Here is a 17110-nt window from a genome sequence, read left to right as displayed (position 1 = left end):
TTAAACCTTATTTGGTAATTATACCAAATAAGATTTTAAGAAAACCACTTTTTAACTTTTTCAAACATACCTTCAAAGTTTGATTCATGAGGTTTACTTTCAACCCCGAAACTCTCTTGAAGTTTCTCTAAAAGCTCTTCTTGTTCACTATTTAAAGACTCAGGATAGTTGATTTTAATTTGTACAATTAAATCCCCTTGTCCATAACCTTGAACTGATTTAACACCTTCATTTTTAAATTTGAATTGTTCTTTATCTCTAGTTCCTGCTGGAACTTTTAATTCTAGTTCTCCTCTAAGACCTGGAATTTTAATTGTTGCACCTAAAGCTACTTGAGTAAAGAAAATTGGAACTTCTAAATAGATATCATCATCATGTCTTACATAATGTGAATCTTCATTTACTTTAATTTGTAAATATAAGTCACCTCTTGTCCCATCTGGTGCTATATTTCCTTTATTTGAAACTCTGATTCTATTTCCATCATTTACACCTTCAGGAATATTTACTTCAAAAGTCTCTTTTTTCTCATCATAACCAGTTCCATTACAAGTATTACACTTACTTGTAACTGCTTGACCTGTTCCATTACAATGAGGACAAGTTTGAGCAAATGTCATAAAACCTTGTCTCATATGAACTTGTCCTTGCCCATCACAGTGAGGACAAGTGTTTAGTTTACCATTTTTTGCACCAGTTCCTTTACAGTCACCACAAGCATCTTTGTATTTAAACTCAACATCTTTTTTGCATCCAAAGATTGCTTCATTAAACTCAATTGTTACTTCAATTGCAATATCTAAGTTATAGTTATATGTTTTTCTCTGTCTTCTTGAACCACCGCCGAAGCCTCCGAATCCAGAACCTCCAAACATCTCTTCAAAAATTGAACTTAAATCATCAAAACCACCAGAGAAACCTCCACCTTGTCCATGACCTTCAAGTCCAGCTTTTCCATATCTATCATAAATAGATCTTTTTTCTTCATCACTTAGTACCTGATAGGCTTCATTTACAGCTTTAAATCTCTCTTCTGCTTCTGTATCATCAGGGTTTTTATCTGGATGATACTTCATTGCCATTTTTCTATAGGCTTTTTTAATAGTTCCTTTATCACTATCTCTAGCAACTTCTAATAATTCATAGTAATCCACTTCAGTCAATTGCTAACTCCTAAATATATATTTTTCGCGATTTTATCTAAAATACCATTAATCTTTGATATAATAAATACATGAAAAAAGGTTTAGAAAAGTTTTATAATTTAGTTGAAGCCTTTGAGTCTTTACCAACTATTGGTAAAAAATCTGCATTAAGACTAGCTTATCATGTCACAATGAATGATCACTACAGTGGTATTAAAATAGCTCACAGCATAGAAAGTGCATTAAAAAGTATTAAAAGATGCGTAAAATGTGGCTCAATGAGTGAACATGAGATTTGTGAGATTTGTTTAGATGATAGAAGAGACTCATCGAAGGTTTGTATTGTACAAAGTGCTAAAGATATCTTTTTAATTGAAGATTCAAAACAATTTGATGGCTTATATTTTGTTATTGAAGAGTTAGAGAGTGAAAGTTTAGATAGATTACTTAATTTTGTAAAAGATAACGTAATAAGAGAAGCTCTTTTTGCAATAACCCCATCTTTATCAAATGATGCATTTATGTTATATATTGAAGATAAACTAAAAGATTTTAATATTACATTCTCTAAAATTGCACAAGGTGTACCAACAGGTGTTAGTTTAGAAAATGTTGATATGTTGTCTTTAGCAAAAGCAATACAAAGTAGGGTAGATATTTAAAATGACTGATAGAATAGTATGTCAAAAATGTATTCACTATTTTGTTACATGGCAACAAAGTAAACCCCATGGTTGCAAAGCTTACGGCTTTAAGTCTAAAATTATTCCTTCTGTAGTAGTAAAGAATAGTAGTGGCTTACCTTGTTCGTTTTTTCAGTTGAAAAATCCTCAAAAATAGTACAAGATTTTTTGTAAGTTATTTTAGAGTATAATCTAAGTTTATTTAGTTTAGGAGTTATAATTGTTATACAAAGATTTGAAAGATAGTATTAAGTCTCTTGGTTTCCTTTCTATTGAAGATTTTGTTCAATATATTGGGGTTACACCTTCAGATATTTTAGAGTGGGAAGAAAAAGATGAAGTTCCTTACACAGTATCATTAATTATTCACTTATTAAAAGGTGATAGAGACTTACCAAATAATAAATCGTTAGATAGTTTAGTAGAAGAGTGTTTACCTCTAGCAGAACTATTAGAGGAAGCATCATCATTCCCTTACAAGTTAGAAGAGATGTTTTTATTACAAAAAGAGTTAAATGACTCTACAAATGGTAAAAACTGGGAATTAGGAAGAAATAAGTTTGGAAAAGAGATTAATTGGCTTAGATGTATTCATATGGAAGTTGCTGAATTAATTGATTCAACTCCATGGAAACACTGGAAAAATATCAACTCTGAACCAGATATGAATAATATTCATGTAGAGCTAGTTGATATTTGGCATTTCTTAATGTCTTATATTTTACAAGAAACAAATGTACCAAGAGCTGTTTCTTTAGTAAACACACATTGTATCTATGAAGCATCAGAAGATATTGATGTAAAAGCAATGGTAAAAGAAGCAGAGAAATTATCATATATTGCCTTAGCAATTGAGACTGGAAATATCCCATCTTTTGGTGGAATAGAAAGATTTATTGACCAGTTCTTTAGATGTTGTAAAATCTCTGGACTTTCTTTTACTTGGTTACAAAAACTTTATATTGGTAAAAACTGTTTAAATAAATTTAGACAAGACCATGGTTATAAAGAGGGAACTTATATTAAAACATGGAATGGTAGCGAAGATAATGTTATCATGGTTTCTGTATTAGAGAATATGGAAAATGTAAGTTTCGATGAATTATATTCTAAACTAGAAGAAAACTATCCTTCAAACTAACAAAGTAAAGAGTCTTCTCTTTACTTTGAAATAGTTATCTCAAAACAAGCACCATCTTTTTTATTTGATACTTTTATCTTACCTTGAAAATGTTTTTCAATAATAGTTTTACACATATATAATCCAATACCTGTTCCATTTTTATTATCTTTTGTAGAGAAATATGGATCAAATACTTTATCAATGATATTTTCTGGTATTCCTCCAGCATTATCACTTATTATAATTTTTTGAACTTTCTTTGACTCTTTATATTCTATTACTATTTTATTATCACCTTGGTTTTGCTTATCATTAAAAGCATCTTTTGCATTTGTTAAAATATTAATGATTACTTGAAGAAGTTCATTTTTATATAAAAAGATATTGTCAAGTTTAATACTATTTTTATTCTCTATTTTAACACTGTTTTTTTCAAAGGCTTCATATAACATTTCAACGGCAATATTTGTTATATATGGAATATTTGTAAGCTCTTTATCTCTATCTTTTTTAAAGAAGTTTCTAAAGTCATCAATTGTTGTAGACATATACTCTAAATAGTTTTCTACATCGTCCAACTTTTTATTAAATGTTGTTTCATCATAATTTTTCATATTAATACGAAGTTTTAGATTGGAAACAGCAGTTCCTATTGAGCTTAAAGGTTGTCTCCATTGGTGTGCAATCATTGAAATCATTTCACCCATTGCTGCCATTCTTGATTGCTCTATTAATAGACTCTCTTTCTCTTTTAAATCTGTTAAATCTTGAATAAAAACCATTTTATAAGTGTTATTATTTTCTTTGATATCTTTGATTCTTATTATTGCAGGAATTATTTCACCTTCTTTTGTTATTAAAGAAACTTCTTCAAAGGTTGCATTGTTGTATTCGAGGTATTTATGATTAATTGTTGGGATTAATATACCCGTTGCAAGGTTTCCAATAATTTCATCTTTATTGTTGTATTTTAAGATATCAATCATAGCTTGGTTAATATTTACTATAAAACCATTTTCTATAATTAAAATACCTTCTATAGTATTATTGAAAAAGCATTCAAAATGATTGTCATTCATTGCTGTCCTAATTAAAATAAAATATCTTTATAGTATAATTTAATAACACTTTTTAGGAGCTAAAATGGTTGATTATATTCTTTTAGAAAAATATGCAAAAGATAAAAGTGTTCTTTTTGTAGAAGATGATAAAGATATTATAAAAGAAACAAGTGAATTGCTAGAACTGATTTTCCCAAAAGTAGATGTTGCTTTTGATGGTGAAGAAGCAATTGAAAAGTATAAAGAGTATTATAAAAGTACAAATTCATACTATGATGTTGTAATCAGTGATATAAAAATGCCAAATAAAGATGGTATAGAACTTACAAGAGAAGTTTATGATATAAATAAGGAGCAATTACTAATAATACTATCTGCTCATAGCGAATCAAACTATTTATTAGAACTTGTAAATATAGGTATTTCTCATTTTATTACAAAACCATTAAACTATGACTCTTTTGTACATGTTTTATATACAAAACTAAAAGAGTTATATGAAAAAAGTAATAAAGATGAAAATATTTCTAGTACCATTTTAAAAATAAATGATAATCTTTCTTGGAATAAAGAAACAAAACAATTATTAAAAGATGACAAAAGTATCAAACTTACAAAAAAAGAGATACTTTTAATTGAAGTACTTTTAAAGTACAGTGAAAAGACTCATACAATTGAAGAACTACTAACTATTCTTTGGTCAGAAGACGAAGAGAAGAACCCAAATATCTCTAATCTTAAAAATATTATCTCTAGACTTAGAAAAAAAGTCCCTGAACTAGATTTAGAAAATGTTTATGGCTTTGGATATCGAATAAATTTAAAATAATGATACCTTTGTAGTACTATTTATTAGTATAATTTTTATAGTGGAGGTGTATCATGTTAAATACATCAGAAAATTATAAAGATTATACTATTTTATATGTAGAAGACGAGACTATTGTAAGATCAAATGTTGAAGTTTGTTTGAACTATATCTTCAATGTAGTAATCGCAGAAAATGGAAAAGAAGGTCTCGAAAAGTTTACTAGTGAAAAAGTAGATTTAATTATCACAGATATAAATATGCCTCTAAAAGATGGAATATCAATGTTAAAAGAGATAAGGGATATAAATCCTACTATTCCATGTATTATTACTTCGGCTGTTGATTTAGATATAATCGAAAAAATTAAAAGTTTAGGTGTTAGTAAATGCATAGCAAAACCTTTTGATATGAAAGATTTACTTAACTGTAGTATGAAGGTATTAGATTCGATGTAAAAGGAGTCTAAATGAAAAAGCTATTTTTAATGATAGTATCTTTTGTTTTTCTTTCATTATTTTTCATTTCTTGTGCAGGTAATGAAACAGTTACAAAAGAAGAGTGTCAATCTTTAGGATTAAAATATAAAAAAGAGAAAGTTCTTAATTTTAGAACTGGAGAATACGAAGTAAGAAGTTTTTGTAAACAAAACTAGAGTATTAAAATACTCTAATTTTAACAGTAGTCATTTTTATATTCTACATAATGTCCTGCGTGCTTTATAAGCTTTTCAACGTCTTCATCTGTTAATTGTTTAACTACTTTTGCTGGACTTCCCATAATTAAACTTTTTGGTGGAAATTTTTTCCCTGCTGTTACAAGTGAATTTGCTCCTACAATACTTCCTTCTCCAATTACTGCATGGTCTAAAATAGTTGCACTCATACCAATTAAACAGTTATCTTCAATAGTACAGCCATGAAGCATTACTTTATGTCCAATAGTTACATTATCACCTAAAATAGTCTGAGAATCTGTATCCATATGAATCATTGATAAGTCTTGAACATTTGTATTGTTACCGATTTTGATACTATTTACATCACCTCTTAAAACACAACCAAACCAGATAGAAGAGTTTTCTCCTATTTCAACTTTTCCTATTACATCAGCACTACTTGCAACCCAAGCAGTTGGTGCAATTTTTGGATAGTGTCCTTTAAATTTTAATAACATATAATTCTCCCTAGTCTTATATTTAAAGATAAATTATAACTAGTGCAATATGAAAATAGCAAGGGTTTTTATTGAAAAGCTGAGGATTTTAAATAGTAGGGGTAAAAAAGTCAAGGATTAACTTGACTTTTTTATATTTTATAAGTGATAGTATTTTTTGTTTTCACCAGAAATGATAAATCTAAGTGCATTAAGTCTAATAAACCCTTCTGCATCTTTTTGGTTATATACTTCGTCTTCTTCAAAAGTTGAGTGTGCTTCAGAGAATAAAGATTTTTCAGAATCTCTTCCTACAACAATAACATTTCCTTTGTAAAGTTTTAACTTAACAGTTCCCTCTACATTTTCTTGTGTTTTGTCAATTGCTGCTTGCATCATTTCTCTTTCAGGAGAGAACCAGTAACCTTGGTAAATTAACTTAGCATATTTAGGCATTAACTCATCTTTTAAGTGAGCAGCTTCTCTATCTAAAGTAATAGATTCAATTGCTCTATGAGCTTTTAACATAATTGTTCCACCTGGAGTTTCATAACAACCTCTTGCTTTCATTCCAACATATCTATTTTCAACAATATCTATTCTTCCAATACCATGTTTGTTTCCATAGTTATTTAAAGTTTCTAAGATAGTTGCTGGTGACATTTCTTCACCATTGATTGCAATTGGGTCTCCATTTTTATATGAGATTGTGATATATTCTGCTTCATCAGGAGCTTCTTCTGGTGAATTTGTCCATAACCACATATCTTCACTTGGCTCTGCATTTGGATCTTCTAAAGATAAACCTTCATAAGAAATATGTAAAAGATTTGCATCCATAGAGTATGGAGAAATTACAGGATTACCTTCTGCATCAATATGTTTTTTATCAATTTCAATTCCATGTTGTTTTGCATAAGCTAATAATTTCTCTCTTGAGTTAAGATCCCATTCTCTCCATGGAGCAATTACAGTAATATCTGGGTTTAACCCTAAGTATCCAAGCTCAAATCTAACTTGGTCATTACCTTTTCCTGTTGCACCATGAGATACAGCATCTGCACCCATTTTATTTGCAATTTCAATTTGCTTTTTAGCAATAAGTGGTCTAGCAATTGAAGTACCTAATAAATATTCACCTTCATAGATTGCATTTGCTCTAAACATTGGGAATACATACTCTTTAACAAACTCTTCTTTTATATCTAAGATAAAAATATTTTCTGGTTTAATTCCACAAGCTAAAGCTTTTTCTCTTGCAGGTTCTACTTCTTCACCTTGTCCTAAGTCAGCAGTGAATGTAATAACTTCTGCATTATACTCATCTTGAAGCCATTTTAAAATAGTTGATGTATCTAGCCCACCACTATATGCTAATACAACTTTTTTTACATCTTTTTTATTCATTTAACTTATCCTATAATCATCATAATTTCAAGGCATATATAATATCTAAAATTAAATATAATTCTGTTTAATTAATTAAGATAAAATCTTTGAAAATATCTATTTCTATTCTGTTTATTTTAGTACTCTTTAGATATAATCCATACTATGAGAATTGATAAATATTTAAATGCAGTTAATATAACAAAAAGAAGAGCAGTTGCAGAAGATATGCTTGAACATAAAGTAGTGTTTATAAATGGGCAAGCTGTTAAAAAAGCAAAAGAGGTAAAAGTTGGGGATATTATTGAAATAAAATATCTTGAAAGAACTGATAAATTCGAAGTTCTTCAAATACCAACAACAAAATCTACTCCAAAATCAAAGATGGATGAATACGTAAAAAGATTGCAAGGATAATGGATATGTTTAATATGGCAAAATTAAAATTTGATGATATTTTTGAAAACAGATTACCACAAGAAGAAGTAAGAGAGTATTTAATAGAACTATATGAAAGAGGTGAAACAGCAGCAGAAATCGCTGGTGCTGCAAGTGCTATGAGAGAGCATTTAATTCCTCTTCCTTTACATTATGAATTAAAAGAAAAAGCTATTGATATTGTAGGAACAGGTGGAGATAAAAGTTATAGCTTTAATATCTCAAGTACAGTTTCAATTCTTTTAGCTGGTACTGATTCATATGTTGCAAAACATGGAAATAGAAGTGTTACAAGTAAAAGTGGTAGTGCTGATATGTTAGAAGAGTTAGGTATTAATCTAAATTTATCTTTAGATAATACTGCAAAAATGCTAGAAGAAACAGGTTTTTGTTTTATGTTTGCACAAAATCATCATCCTGCAATGAAATATATAATGCCAATTAGAAAATCAATTGACCATAGAACTATTTTTAATATTTTAGGACCATTATCAAATCCTGCAACTGTATCAAAACAGTTAATTGGTGTTTTTGATAAATCTTATATCAATAGAATTGCAACAGCTTTAGATTTACTTGAAACTAAAAAGTCTATTGTAGTTTCATCAAAAGATGGAATGGATGAAATCTCTATTTCTGATATTACATATGCAACAAGATTAGAAAATGGAAAAATTGAAGACTTTGAAATTGACCCTCAGGCTTATGGATTAAAGTTAGCTCCAAAAGAGTCAATTGTAGGTGGAGATGCAAAACAAAATGCACAAATAACAAGGGATATTTTATCAAATAAAATTGATGGACCTATGCTTGATATTGTTTTAATCAATGCCGCTGCAGCATTAGAAGTTGATGGAAAAGCAAGGGATATACAAGATGGTTTAGAGATTGCAAAAGAAGCTATTCAAAGTGGAAAAGCAAAAACTAAACTAGAACAAATTATTGATGTATCTTCAAAATTAAACTAGGTAGAATATTGATTTTAGCTTTAGATGAAATTGATAAAATAGTAAAAAAAGTCTCTTCTTTAACTTCTAAGAAGAATAATGACTGTGTTGTTATTTTAAGGGGAGACTTAGCAAGTGGTAAAACTACCTTTGTAAAACATTTTGTAAAAGATTTAGGTTTAGATGATGAAGTAACTTCACCAACTTTTTCTTTACAATCCATTTATTCAGACAAAGTTTTTCATTATGATGTTTATAATAAAAGTTTAGAAGATTTTATCTCTTTAGGCTTATTAGAAGAGTTTGAAAAAGCTGGAATTCACTTTGTAGAGTGGGGTGATGAACGTTTAGAAAAACTATTAAAATCATATGGCTTTGAAGTACTAGTATTAAATATAAAAAAAGAAGATGATAAAAGGCAATATATTATAAATGAGTAAATTAAGAATTGAAGATATTAAAAAGAGTATCAAAAAAACACAAATATTACATGGAATCTCACTAGAAGTAAATGCAGGTGAAATCGTAGGTTTACTTGGACCAAATGGTGCAGGAAAAACTACTACTTTTTATACGGTTTGTGGATTAGTAGCACCAACTAGTGGAAAGGTATTTTTTGATGATGAAGAGATTACAAAACTGCCTTTACACAAAAGAGCATTAAAAGGAATAGGGTACTTACCACAAGAATCATCTATTTTTAAAGATTTAAGTGTTGAAGATAACCTTTTACTTGCAGCAGAAATTATCACAAAAGATAAAGATGAACAAAGAAAAAGAGTAGAAGATTTACTTGAAGTATTTAATATTGAACCAATTAGACAAAGAAAAGGTATCTCTTTATCTGGTGGAGAGAGAAGAAGAACAGAGATTGCTAGAGCTTTAGTATCAAAACCAAAGTTTTTACTTCTTGATGAACCTTTTGCAGGGGTTGACCCTATTGCTGTAAAAGATATTCAAGAGATTATCAATGAGCTTACTAAATTTGGTATTGGTATTTTAATAACAGACCATAATGTAAGAGAAACTCTACAAATCTGTCATAGAGCTTATGTTATGAAAAATGGGTCTTTATTAGCTTCTGGTAAGGCTGAAGATATCAAAAGTGATGGTAGTGTAAGAGAACACTATCTAGGAGAGAGTTTTAGTTTTTAAAAAACTTCAACTCTGTTTTTACCTTCTTTTTTAGCTTTATATAAAGCATCATCTGCTTTTTTTAGAACAGAAGTTTCATTGTCATCTTCTTTAAATCTTGTTACACCAAAACTAGCAGTTATTTGTCTTGGAATATCATCTCTTTTATAGCTTTCTATTGCTTTTCTAATTTTTTCAGCAACATTTCTCGCACCTAATTCATCTGTTTGAGGCAGTAGTACTAAAAACTCTTCTCCACCCCATCTAGCAACTGAATCATGCTCTCTAATATTTTCTAAAAGAACTTTTGAAATGATTTTTAAAACTTCATCTCCAACATTATGACCAAAGTCATCATTGAAGTTTTTAAAGTTATCAATATCAAAAATAATTAGAGATAAATTATTGTTATATCTCTTTTCTCTTTTTATCTCTTTTTTAAAGATTTCATTAAATTTTTGTCTATTAAATAGACCTGTAAGCTGGTCATGGTTTGCTTGATATTCTAAAAGATTTGATTTCTCTTTTAATTCAGTAATATCAGTAAAAGAGATAACATAGTGTTCCCCTTTTTGCTCATAATCATCTATATTGATAGTAAAAACTCTATCTTCACCATCTTTATTTTCAATTTTTACTGTTCTATCTATTTCATTTAACTCAGAAAGTTTACTTATCCAGTTTTTTGAGTCTTCAAAGATATCTTTGTTTAAAAGGTTATTATCTCTTTTAAATACATCTAAAATAGAATTATGTTTAACTAAAAACTCTTCTAGATTACTTACTTGGAAATATTCAAAGAACTTTTTATTTGCATCAATTGGATTTGCTAGGTCTGTTAAAATAACCATGTTATCCTGTGCATCAAGGATAGATTTAGTCTGTTTTACTGCTTCTTCTACTTTATTCTCTAAAGTTAAGTTTATATATTCAAGTTTCTTTCTTAAAAAAATTGGCTCAACAGCTTTAATCATACTTTCTATTAAATGATATAAATCTATTGGTTTCATAGCATAAGCACTTACTTTTACATCAATTGCTTTTTTAAGAAAGTCTGGATCACTATGGGCACTTGTTATTACAATAGGAACTTCATTATCGATTTTTCTAATTTCAGCACACATCTCTAAACCACCCATTTTAGGCATATTAATATCTGTCAAAATTAGATTAATCTCTTTATTTTCCTGAAACTTTTCAAGACCTTCTTTTCCATTTCTAGCAGTTTCTACACTATTTACTATAGTACTAATTGTTTTACTTGTAAACTCTCTTACATCATCTTCATCTTCAACATATAAAACATTAATATCTTTTAAAATTTCTTTATTCATAAATAGTGCCTTTAAATTTAATAAAATTTATATAATTGTGTTACATTATAGCAAGTTTTACTTATCAAATATTTTAAGTGCATTTTCTAGGTCTTCTTGAGTATCAATACCAAAAGATTTTGACTCAACTTCAACCATTGCTATTTTATGACCATTATCAATAGCTCTTAGCTGCTCTAGTTTCTCTACATTTTCTAAAGTAGAAGGGTTAAGGCTACAAAATTTGTTTAAAGATTTTTTAGTAAATCCATAAATACCTAAATGTCCATAGTATTGAGAGTTTTCATAATGGTCTCTGTGATATGGAACTTTAGCTCTTGAAAAGTAAATAGCATTTTTAGTTTCATTTAAAACTACTTTTACATGATTTGGGTCATCTGCTAACTCAGAAGATATTTTTTTATAGCATGATGTTATCATAATATCTTCATCATTTTCTCTTACTTTTTCTACTCTATTAATAACTGCTTTTATAACATCTTCTTCTATAAAAGGTTCATCAGCTTGTACATTTACAACTATTTCATCTTCTGCTAAATTTAATTTATTTACAGCTTCATTTATTCTATCTGTACCACTTTGGTGCTCACTTGATGTCATAACAGCATCAAAACCATGCTCTTTTGCTAAATCAATAACTTCTTGTGAATCTGTTGCAATTACTACTTTATCTAATGAACTAACTTGTTTTGCAGTTCTTATAACCATTGGTAAGCCTAAAATATCTACTAATATTTTGTTTTCAAATCTACTTGAATTTAGTCTTGCTGGTATTATAATCATTTAATTAAATCCTCTTCTATGGGTATTGAAATTTTTATTATTGTATTTTTATTTTCACTTGTGGCTGTAATTATACCATCTAAATGTAAGTTTACAATCATTTTACATACATATAATCCCAAGCCAACACCATTTCTTTCAGTCTTTGTTGAAAAGTATGGCTCAAATATTTTATTTAAAATTGAAGTTTCTATTCCACCTGCATTATCAGTAATATTAAAATATAATCTTCCATTTTCAAAACTTTGAATAATATCAACTTTTCTATTACTTATACTATTTTTCTCAAAGTTTTCAATTGAGTTTTTTAAAATATTTAAAAATAGTGTTTTGAAATCTTCTTCATAAGATAAAAACGATAGCTTATTATTTAGTTTAATATTTAGTTGGACTTTAGAGTCTTTTAGTTCTTCTTTAAGTGAATCATTGATTTTATCAAAAAAGCTTTGAAGCTCTATTTGTGTTTTTTTACTACTTGGTTTTAAAAACTCAGAAAACTTCTCTATTGTATTTGATAGATTATTTGCTTCTTCTTTAATATTATCAAGTACATTTAGTGTATCATCCGTTGAAGGTTCATTGCCCATAGAGTATTCAAGTTCTAGCTTTTGTGCTTGTATTGAAATAAAGTTTAGTGGTTGTCTCCATTCATGAGACAATCTTTGCAGAGTTTCATTCATAATTGATAGTTTAGATTGCTCTTTAAGTAGATTGTTTTTTATATCAATCTCTTTTTTAGAGGTTTCTACTTGTTTATTTAATATTGAAATCTCATCTTTTGATGTAACCTCATTTGTAATGTCAAATAAAAGATAAGTATACCCTGTAATATCCCCATATTTATTGAATATTGCTTTTGCTTTTATATTTAACCAGATAGCTTCATTTAAACTATTTTTACCCTTGATTTTTCCACTGTATTCTTGATAAGTAAGTAGTGATTTATTAATGTTTTTAAAAACAATAGGGTCTATGTCTTCATGGATTATTTTACTATAATGTTCTCCTATTAAAGCATCTTTTTCAAAAGTGAAAAACTCTAAGAAAGCCTTACTAACTTTTGTAATATGTCCATGTAAATCAGTATGCATTGAAAGTACGAAGTCATCAACAATTTGTTCATCAGAGATACTACTTGTAATATCTTTTGTATTTATTACAAAAAGGTCTCTATTTAACATAGAAGAGATAGTTACTTTTAAAAATATTTTTTGTTTGTCTTTTCTTAAGCAAGCAATATCAATTTCAGCTTTGTACTTATTTTCTTTAAACTCTTTTTTTAAAAGCTTTAAAAAAGGCTTTTTATATTCTTCTTCCATTAGGTCAATAAAGGGTCTATTTTTTAGTTCATTTTTGTCAAATCCAAGCATGGGAATAAAGGCATTATTTAAATAGACTAAGTTTGTGTCATAATCTATAATTCCGATACCATCCCAAGAGTTATTTATAATCTCTTGTAATTCTTGATTATTTCTTTGAAGTTTTTCTATCTCTTTCATTATCCGTAAATAAACCTTAGTTTCAGTTCTTTTTATTATAATATAAAATCTTTAAACAAGAGAACTTTATTTAAAAAATATAATTTTGAGAGAAACATTTTATGAAAAAAACAATCACAGTAATTGATACATTTGGATTTTTATTTAGAGCTTATTATGCATTACCACCTTTAAAATCAAAAAGTGGTTTTCCAACAGGTCTTTTAACAGGTTTTATGAACTTTATATCAAATATAGGAAGAGATTTTCAAACAGACTACTTAGTATTTGCCCTTGATGCAAAAGGAGATACTTTTAGAAAAGAGATATATGAAGAGTATAAATCTCATAGACCAGATGTTCCAGAAGACTTATTAAAACAACTTCCTATTGCAATTGAGTGGATTGAACAAATGGGCTTTCAAACTGCTATGGAAGATGGTTATGAAGCCGATGATGTTATTGCTTCAATTGCAAAAGATGCAAAAGAGAAAAACCTTGAAGTAAGAGTTGTTTCTCATGATAAAGATTTATATCAATTAATTGACGATAATGTTTACTTATTTGACCCAATAAAAAAATCAGTAGTAGATGCGCAAAAATGTTTTGATAAATATGGTGTAACACCAGCACAATTTACAGACTATCAATCTTTATTAGGGGATAGTGCCGATAATGTTCCAGGAGTAAAAGGTGTTGGAGCTAAAACAGCAGAAGCTTTAATTAAACAGTTTGATAACTTAGACAATATTTATGAAAACCTTGAGAATATTGAAAAAACAAGATGGAAAAATCTATTAACAGAAGGAAAAGACTTAGCATACGTGTCAAAAAAGCTTGTAACACTTTATACAGAGTGTCATGCTATTGAAGATATTGAAAAGTATGTTTTACCTCAAGAGAATCCTATTTTAAAAATAGCAGATACTTTAATTGAATATGATTTAAATAGAATTATTTCTAAAGTTGAAAAAGATGGTTTAAGCTATAAAACTTCTATTCCAAAAGGATATGAAGAAAAACCTGTTGAAGTTAAGCAAGAGCTAAAAACAGAGTACATTTTATTAAATGATGAGAAAAAACTTTTAGAAGTAGTTTCATCAATTCCAGAGATTGCTATTGTTGCTTTTGATACTGAAACAACTGACTTAGATGTAAGAAATGCTTCTTTAGTAGGATTCTCTTTCTCTTTTGAAGAAGGAAAAGGTTATTACGTTCCTGTAGGACATTATTATTTAGGTGTTCCTAATCAAGTTTCAAAGGAAGTTTCAAAACAAGCAATTGAGATTTTAAATAAAAGAAAACTTGTATTACAAAACTTCAAATATGATTTTGCAATAGTAAAAAATCAATTAGGAGTAGAACTAAACCTTTATGCTGACACTATGATTTTAGCTTGGCTTTTAGATACAAGTTCAAAAATTGGTCTTGATGCTCTTGCGCAAAAATATTTTGACCATGAAATGATTAGCTTTAAAAGTATTGTAAAAAGAGGAGAAAACTTCTCAAATGTAGATATTAATGAAGCTTGTAAATATGCAGCAGAAGATGCAGTATTTACTAGAAATATCTATTTTAAACTACTTGATGAGTTTAAAGAGAAGGAAATTGAGCATTTAGTTGAATTAGCCCATGAAAAAGAGTTCGACTTTATTTATGTTCTTGCAAATATGGAAGAAAATGGTATCAAACTTGATGTTAAAAAACTTGAAGAACTAAAAGAAAAAAGTAATGCTCACATAATAGAGTTAAAATCAAAAATTTATGAAACAGCTGGTGTTGAGTTTAATATAAATTCACCAAAACAGCTTGGTGAAGTACTTTTTGATACTTTAGGACTTCCTCCTTCTAAAAAGACAAAAAGTGGTTATAGTACAAATGAAGTTGTATTACAAAAACTATATGAAGAGCATGCTGTTATTCCTTTAATTTTAGAGTATAGAGAAGCATTTAAACTACAATCAACATATATTGAGCCACTTTTAGAGTTAGCTTTAAAAGATGATGAAAATAGAATTTATACATCATTTTTACAAACAGGAACAGCAACAGGAAGATTAAGTTCTAAAAATCCAAACTTACAAAATATTCCAGTTAGAACACCAGCTGGAGCAGAGATTAGAAGTGTATTTATTCCAAAAGATGGATATAAGTTAGTGGGAATTGATTACTCTCAAATAGAGTTAAGACTACTTGCACACTTTAGTGAAGATGAAGCTTTAGTATCTGCTTTTAATGATGATAAAGATATTCACCACCAAACAGCAGTTAAAATTTTTGGTGAAGAGGAAGCTAAAGAGAAAAGGTCAATTGCAAAATCAATTAACTTTGGACTTTTATACGGAATGGGAAGTAGAAAACTTGCTGATACTTTAGGAATATCAACTAAAGAAGCAAAGCAGTATATTGAATCATATTTTAAAGCCTTTGTTAGTGTAAAAGACTATTTTAAATCAGTTGAAGATGGTGCTTTAGAAGAAGGTTATGTTGAAACACTATTAAAAAGAAGAAGACTTTTTGATTTTGACTCTGCAAATGCAATGATGAGAGCAGCATATTTAAGAGAATCAGTAAATACACTTTTCCAAGGAAGTGCTGCAGATTTAATCAAACTTTCGATGCTTAAAATATATGAAGAGTTTAAAGATAACGAAGATATAAAAATGTTATTACAAATCCATGATGAACTTATTTTTGAAGTAAAAGAATCAGAGGTTGAGAAAATAACGAATAAACTAGTAGAAATAATGGAAAATATTTATGAGTTAAAGATACCATTAAAAGTATCAAAAACTATTGGTAATACATGGCAAGAGTTAAAATAGTATTCAAATAGTGTATAATAAATTTATTTTTTAATAATTTTTCTTTGACAATTTGAAATATTTTAGATAAAATGTAAAAAAATCATTAAGTAAAGAGTGATATTATGCTTAAAACTTTAAAAAATATAAGAAAACTATATAATGCTAAACTACTAGTAATAAGTAATGATAGTGAAGTACAAAATAGTATCGAAGCTGAATTTGATGAGTACTTTAAAGAATTGGTGCTGGTTAAAAGTTCTGCGGAAGCAATTGAATTACTAAGAGGTCATAGTTTTGATATGGCTATTATTGATACAAATGTTGAAGCAAAAGATTTTGATGATGCTTGTTCTGGGATTACTAAGGTTGCTCCAACTTTACCAAAAGTAGTTATTTCTGACAGAGGAAGTAATGAAGATATTGTTACAGCAATAAATAATAGTGCGTATACTTTTTTAACAAAACCTTTAAGACCAGAAGATATTAAACTTTCTGTTATTATGTGTTTAAACCAAACAAAAAGAGGTGATAAAGTAGAGTTCAACAATGGAATCTACTTTGATGAATATAGAGACCAATTCTTTAAATCAGGTGGAAGTTTGGTTGACTTCACTAGATTAGAAAAAGGATTCATGAAACTTCTTATCTCTAAAAGAGGAGAGGTTGTAGATTATGATACAATTAAAGAAGTTGTTTGGAAAGGTAAAAATATGTCTATTTATACAATGAGAAACATTGTAAATAAAATTAGACAAAAAACTTATTATGAAATTGTTAGAAACCATTCTAATAAAGGTTATACATTAGAATTTAAAGAATAAATTT

19 protein-coding genes are annotated in these 17110 nt (G+C 28.2%); 12 read left to right on the top strand and 7 right to left on the bottom strand.

Annotated features, from left to right (window positions below; translation table 11 throughout):
- Positions 1-35 precede the first annotated feature (35 nt).
- Positions 36-1163 carry a molecular chaperone DnaJ gene (gene dnaJ / locus CRV03_RS10220; RefSeq protein ID WP_129085037.1) on the bottom strand — a complete coding sequence of 376 codons (1128 nt, stop codon included), beginning with the start codon at positions 1161-1163 and terminating at the stop codon, positions 36-38.
- Positions 1164-1234: 71 nt separating this feature from the next.
- On the opposite strand from dnaJ, the gene recR reads away from it, so the two are divergent.
- From recR to CRV03_RS10205, 3 genes are all read left to right on the top strand, one after another.
- Positions 1235-1807 carry a recombination mediator RecR gene (recR, locus tag CRV03_RS10215; protein WP_129085036.1) on the top strand — a complete coding sequence of 191 codons (573 nt, stop codon included), beginning with the start codon at positions 1235-1237 and terminating at the stop codon, positions 1805-1807.
- Position 1808: 1 nt separating this feature from the next.
- Complete coding sequence (locus tag CRV03_RS10210) at positions 1809-1985, top strand: uracil-DNA glycosylase (RefSeq protein ID WP_129085035.1); 177 nt, start codon at positions 1809-1811, stop codon at positions 1983-1985.
- A gap of 63 nt (positions 1986-2048) precedes the next feature.
- A complete protein-coding gene (locus CRV03_RS10205) occupies positions 2049-2969 on the top strand; it encodes a dUTP diphosphatase (protein WP_129085034.1) in 921 nt (306 codons plus the stop codon).
- Between the two features lie 20 nt (positions 2970-2989).
- Here CRV03_RS10205 and CRV03_RS10200 read toward each other — a convergent pair whose 3' ends face one another.
- Positions 2990-4030: a PAS domain-containing sensor histidine kinase gene (locus CRV03_RS10200; RefSeq protein ID WP_129085033.1), complete on the bottom strand. Its 1041-nt coding sequence runs from the start codon at positions 4028-4030 to the stop codon at positions 2990-2992.
- A 64-nt stretch (positions 4031-4094) separates the two neighbouring features.
- On the opposite strand from CRV03_RS10200, the gene CRV03_RS10195 reads away from it, so the two are divergent.
- Genes CRV03_RS10195 through CRV03_RS10185 form a run of 3 tightly spaced genes read left to right on the top strand, consistent with a single transcriptional unit; the run spans position 4095 to position 5475 of the window.
- Positions 4095-4841 carry a response regulator transcription factor gene (locus tag CRV03_RS10195; RefSeq protein WP_129085032.1) on the top strand — a complete coding sequence of 249 codons (747 nt, stop codon included), beginning with the start codon at positions 4095-4097 and terminating at the stop codon, positions 4839-4841.
- Positions 4842-4894: 53 nt separating this feature from the next.
- Positions 4895-5278, top strand: coding sequence for a response regulator (locus tag CRV03_RS10190; protein ID WP_129085031.1), 384 nt, complete (start codon positions 4895-4897; stop codon positions 5276-5278).
- Between the two features lie 11 nt (positions 5279-5289).
- Positions 5290-5475, top strand: coding sequence for a hypothetical protein (locus CRV03_RS10185; protein ID WP_129085030.1), 186 nt, complete (start codon positions 5290-5292; stop codon positions 5473-5475).
- 20 nt (positions 5476-5495) lie between these two features.
- On the opposite strand, the gene CRV03_RS10180 is transcribed toward CRV03_RS10185, so the two are convergent.
- Together CRV03_RS10180 and CRV03_RS10175 are read right to left on the bottom strand one after the other, a co-directional pair.
- Positions 5496-5996, bottom strand: coding sequence for a gamma carbonic anhydrase family protein (locus tag CRV03_RS10180; RefSeq protein ID WP_129085029.1), 501 nt, complete (start codon positions 5994-5996; stop codon positions 5496-5498).
- 138 nt (positions 5997-6134) lie between these two features.
- Positions 6135-7382 carry an argininosuccinate synthase gene (locus CRV03_RS10175; protein ID WP_129085028.1) on the bottom strand — a complete coding sequence of 416 codons (1248 nt, stop codon included), beginning with the start codon at positions 7380-7382 and terminating at the stop codon, positions 6135-6137.
- 147 nt (positions 7383-7529) lie between these two features.
- On the opposite strand from CRV03_RS10175, the gene CRV03_RS10170 reads away from it, so the two are divergent.
- Genes CRV03_RS10170 through lptB form a run of 4 tightly spaced genes read left to right on the top strand, consistent with a single transcriptional unit; the run spans position 7530 to position 9904 of the window.
- Positions 7530-7781 (top strand): S4 domain-containing protein, encoded by a 252-nt coding sequence (locus CRV03_RS10170; protein WP_129085027.1) that lies wholly within the window; start codon positions 7530-7532, stop codon positions 7779-7781.
- Between the two features lie 5 nt (positions 7782-7786).
- A complete protein-coding gene (gene trpD, locus CRV03_RS10165; protein WP_129085026.1) occupies positions 7787-8770 on the top strand; it encodes an anthranilate phosphoribosyltransferase in 984 nt (327 codons plus the stop codon).
- An 8-nt stretch (positions 8771-8778) separates the two neighbouring features.
- Positions 8779-9189: a tRNA (adenosine(37)-N6)-threonylcarbamoyltransferase complex ATPase subunit type 1 TsaE gene (gene tsaE, locus CRV03_RS10160; RefSeq protein ID WP_258239062.1), complete on the top strand. Its 411-nt coding sequence runs from the start codon at positions 8779-8781 to the stop codon at positions 9187-9189.
- Positions 9182-9904 carry an LPS export ABC transporter ATP-binding protein gene (gene lptB / locus CRV03_RS10155; RefSeq protein ID WP_129085024.1) on the top strand — a complete coding sequence of 241 codons (723 nt, stop codon included), beginning with the start codon at positions 9182-9184 and terminating at the stop codon, positions 9902-9904. Before tsaE ends, lptB begins: the two co-directional genes overlap by 8 nt.
- Here the strand turns inward: lptB and CRV03_RS10150 are convergent.
- From CRV03_RS10150 to CRV03_RS10140, 3 genes are read right to left on the bottom strand one after another with little or no spacing between them, the layout of a single operon-like run.
- Positions 9901-11217, bottom strand: a complete 1317-nt coding sequence (locus CRV03_RS10150) for a diguanylate cyclase (RefSeq protein ID WP_129085023.1) — start codon at positions 11215-11217, stop codon at positions 9901-9903. The two genes, lptB and CRV03_RS10150, sit on opposite strands and share 4 nt — an antisense overlap.
- Before the next feature lie 57 nt (positions 11218-11274).
- Entirely contained in the window at positions 11275-12000 is a 726-nt protein-coding gene (gene kdsB / locus CRV03_RS10145) for a 3-deoxy-manno-octulosonate cytidylyltransferase (protein WP_129085022.1), read from the bottom strand.
- Positions 11997-13499 (bottom strand): PAS domain-containing sensor histidine kinase, encoded by a 1503-nt coding sequence (locus tag CRV03_RS10140; protein WP_129085021.1) that lies wholly within the window; start codon positions 13497-13499, stop codon positions 11997-11999. The genes kdsB and CRV03_RS10140 overlap by 4 nt, the downstream gene beginning before the upstream one ends.
- Positions 13500-13600: 101 nt before the next feature.
- Between CRV03_RS10140 and polA the strand changes: the two genes are divergently transcribed.
- Both polA and CRV03_RS10130 read left to right on the top strand, forming a co-directional pair.
- Positions 13601-16303 (top strand): DNA polymerase I, encoded by a 2703-nt coding sequence (gene polA / locus CRV03_RS10135; RefSeq protein ID WP_129085020.1) that lies wholly within the window; start codon positions 13601-13603, stop codon positions 16301-16303.
- Between the two features lie 104 nt (positions 16304-16407).
- Positions 16408-17106 carry a response regulator transcription factor gene (locus CRV03_RS10130; protein ID WP_129085019.1) on the top strand — a complete coding sequence of 233 codons (699 nt, stop codon included), beginning with the start codon at positions 16408-16410 and terminating at the stop codon, positions 17104-17106.
- Positions 17107-17110 lie beyond the last annotated feature (4 nt).

Source organism: Arcobacter sp. F155, from assembly GCF_004116455.1.
Lineage (GTDB): Bacteria > Campylobacterota > Campylobacteria > Campylobacterales > Arcobacteraceae > Halarcobacter.
This window is presented reverse-complemented; position numbering and strand designations above follow the sequence as displayed.

What these genes read in the sequence shown, in the direction of transcription:
- CRV03_RS10170 (WP_129085027.1), top strand. Translation starts at nt 7,530, where the DNA reads ATGAGAATTGATAAATATTTAAATGCAGTTAATATAACAAAAAGAAGA.
- kdsB (WP_129085022.1), bottom strand. Translation starts at nt 12,000, where the DNA reads ATGATTATAATACCAGCAAGACTAAATTCAAGTAGATTTGAAAACAAA.
- CRV03_RS10200 (WP_129085033.1), bottom strand. Translation starts at nt 4,030, where the DNA reads ATGAATGACAATCATTTTGAATGCTTTTTCAATAATACTATAGAAGGT.
- CRV03_RS10180 (WP_129085029.1), bottom strand. Translation starts at nt 5,996, where the DNA reads ATGTTATTAAAATTTAAAGGACACTATCCAAAAATTGCACCAACTGCT.
- trpD (WP_129085026.1), top strand. Translation starts at nt 7,787, where the DNA reads ATGTTTAATATGGCAAAATTAAAATTTGATGATATTTTTGAAAACAGA.
- polA (WP_129085020.1), top strand. Translation starts at nt 13,601, where the DNA reads ATGAAAAAAACAATCACAGTAATTGATACATTTGGATTTTTATTTAGA.
- recR (WP_129085036.1), top strand. Translation starts at nt 1,235, where the DNA reads ATGAAAAAAGGTTTAGAAAAGTTTTATAATTTAGTTGAAGCCTTTGAG.
- CRV03_RS10190 (WP_129085031.1), top strand. Translation starts at nt 4,895, where the DNA reads ATGTTAAATACATCAGAAAATTATAAAGATTATACTATTTTATATGTA.
- CRV03_RS10195 (WP_129085032.1), top strand. Translation starts at nt 4,095, where the DNA reads ATGGTTGATTATATTCTTTTAGAAAAATATGCAAAAGATAAAAGTGTT.
- CRV03_RS10175 (WP_129085028.1), bottom strand. Translation starts at nt 7,382, where the DNA reads ATGAATAAAAAAGATGTAAAAAAAGTTGTATTAGCATATAGTGGTGGG.
- CRV03_RS10150 (WP_129085023.1), bottom strand. Translation starts at nt 11,217, where the DNA reads ATGAATAAAGAAATTTTAAAAGATATTAATGTTTTATATGTTGAAGAT.
- CRV03_RS10130 (WP_129085019.1), top strand. Translation starts at nt 16,408, where the DNA reads ATGCTTAAAACTTTAAAAAATATAAGAAAACTATATAATGCTAAACTA.
- lptB (WP_129085024.1), top strand. Translation starts at nt 9,182, where the DNA reads ATGAGTAAATTAAGAATTGAAGATATTAAAAAGAGTATCAAAAAAACA.
- CRV03_RS10185 (WP_129085030.1), top strand. Translation starts at nt 5,290, where the DNA reads ATGAAAAAGCTATTTTTAATGATAGTATCTTTTGTTTTTCTTTCATTA.
- CRV03_RS10210 (WP_129085035.1), top strand. Translation starts at nt 1,809, where the DNA reads ATGACTGATAGAATAGTATGTCAAAAATGTATTCACTATTTTGTTACA.
- CRV03_RS10140 (WP_129085021.1), bottom strand. Translation starts at nt 13,499, where the DNA reads ATGAAAGAGATAGAAAAACTTCAAAGAAATAATCAAGAATTACAAGAG.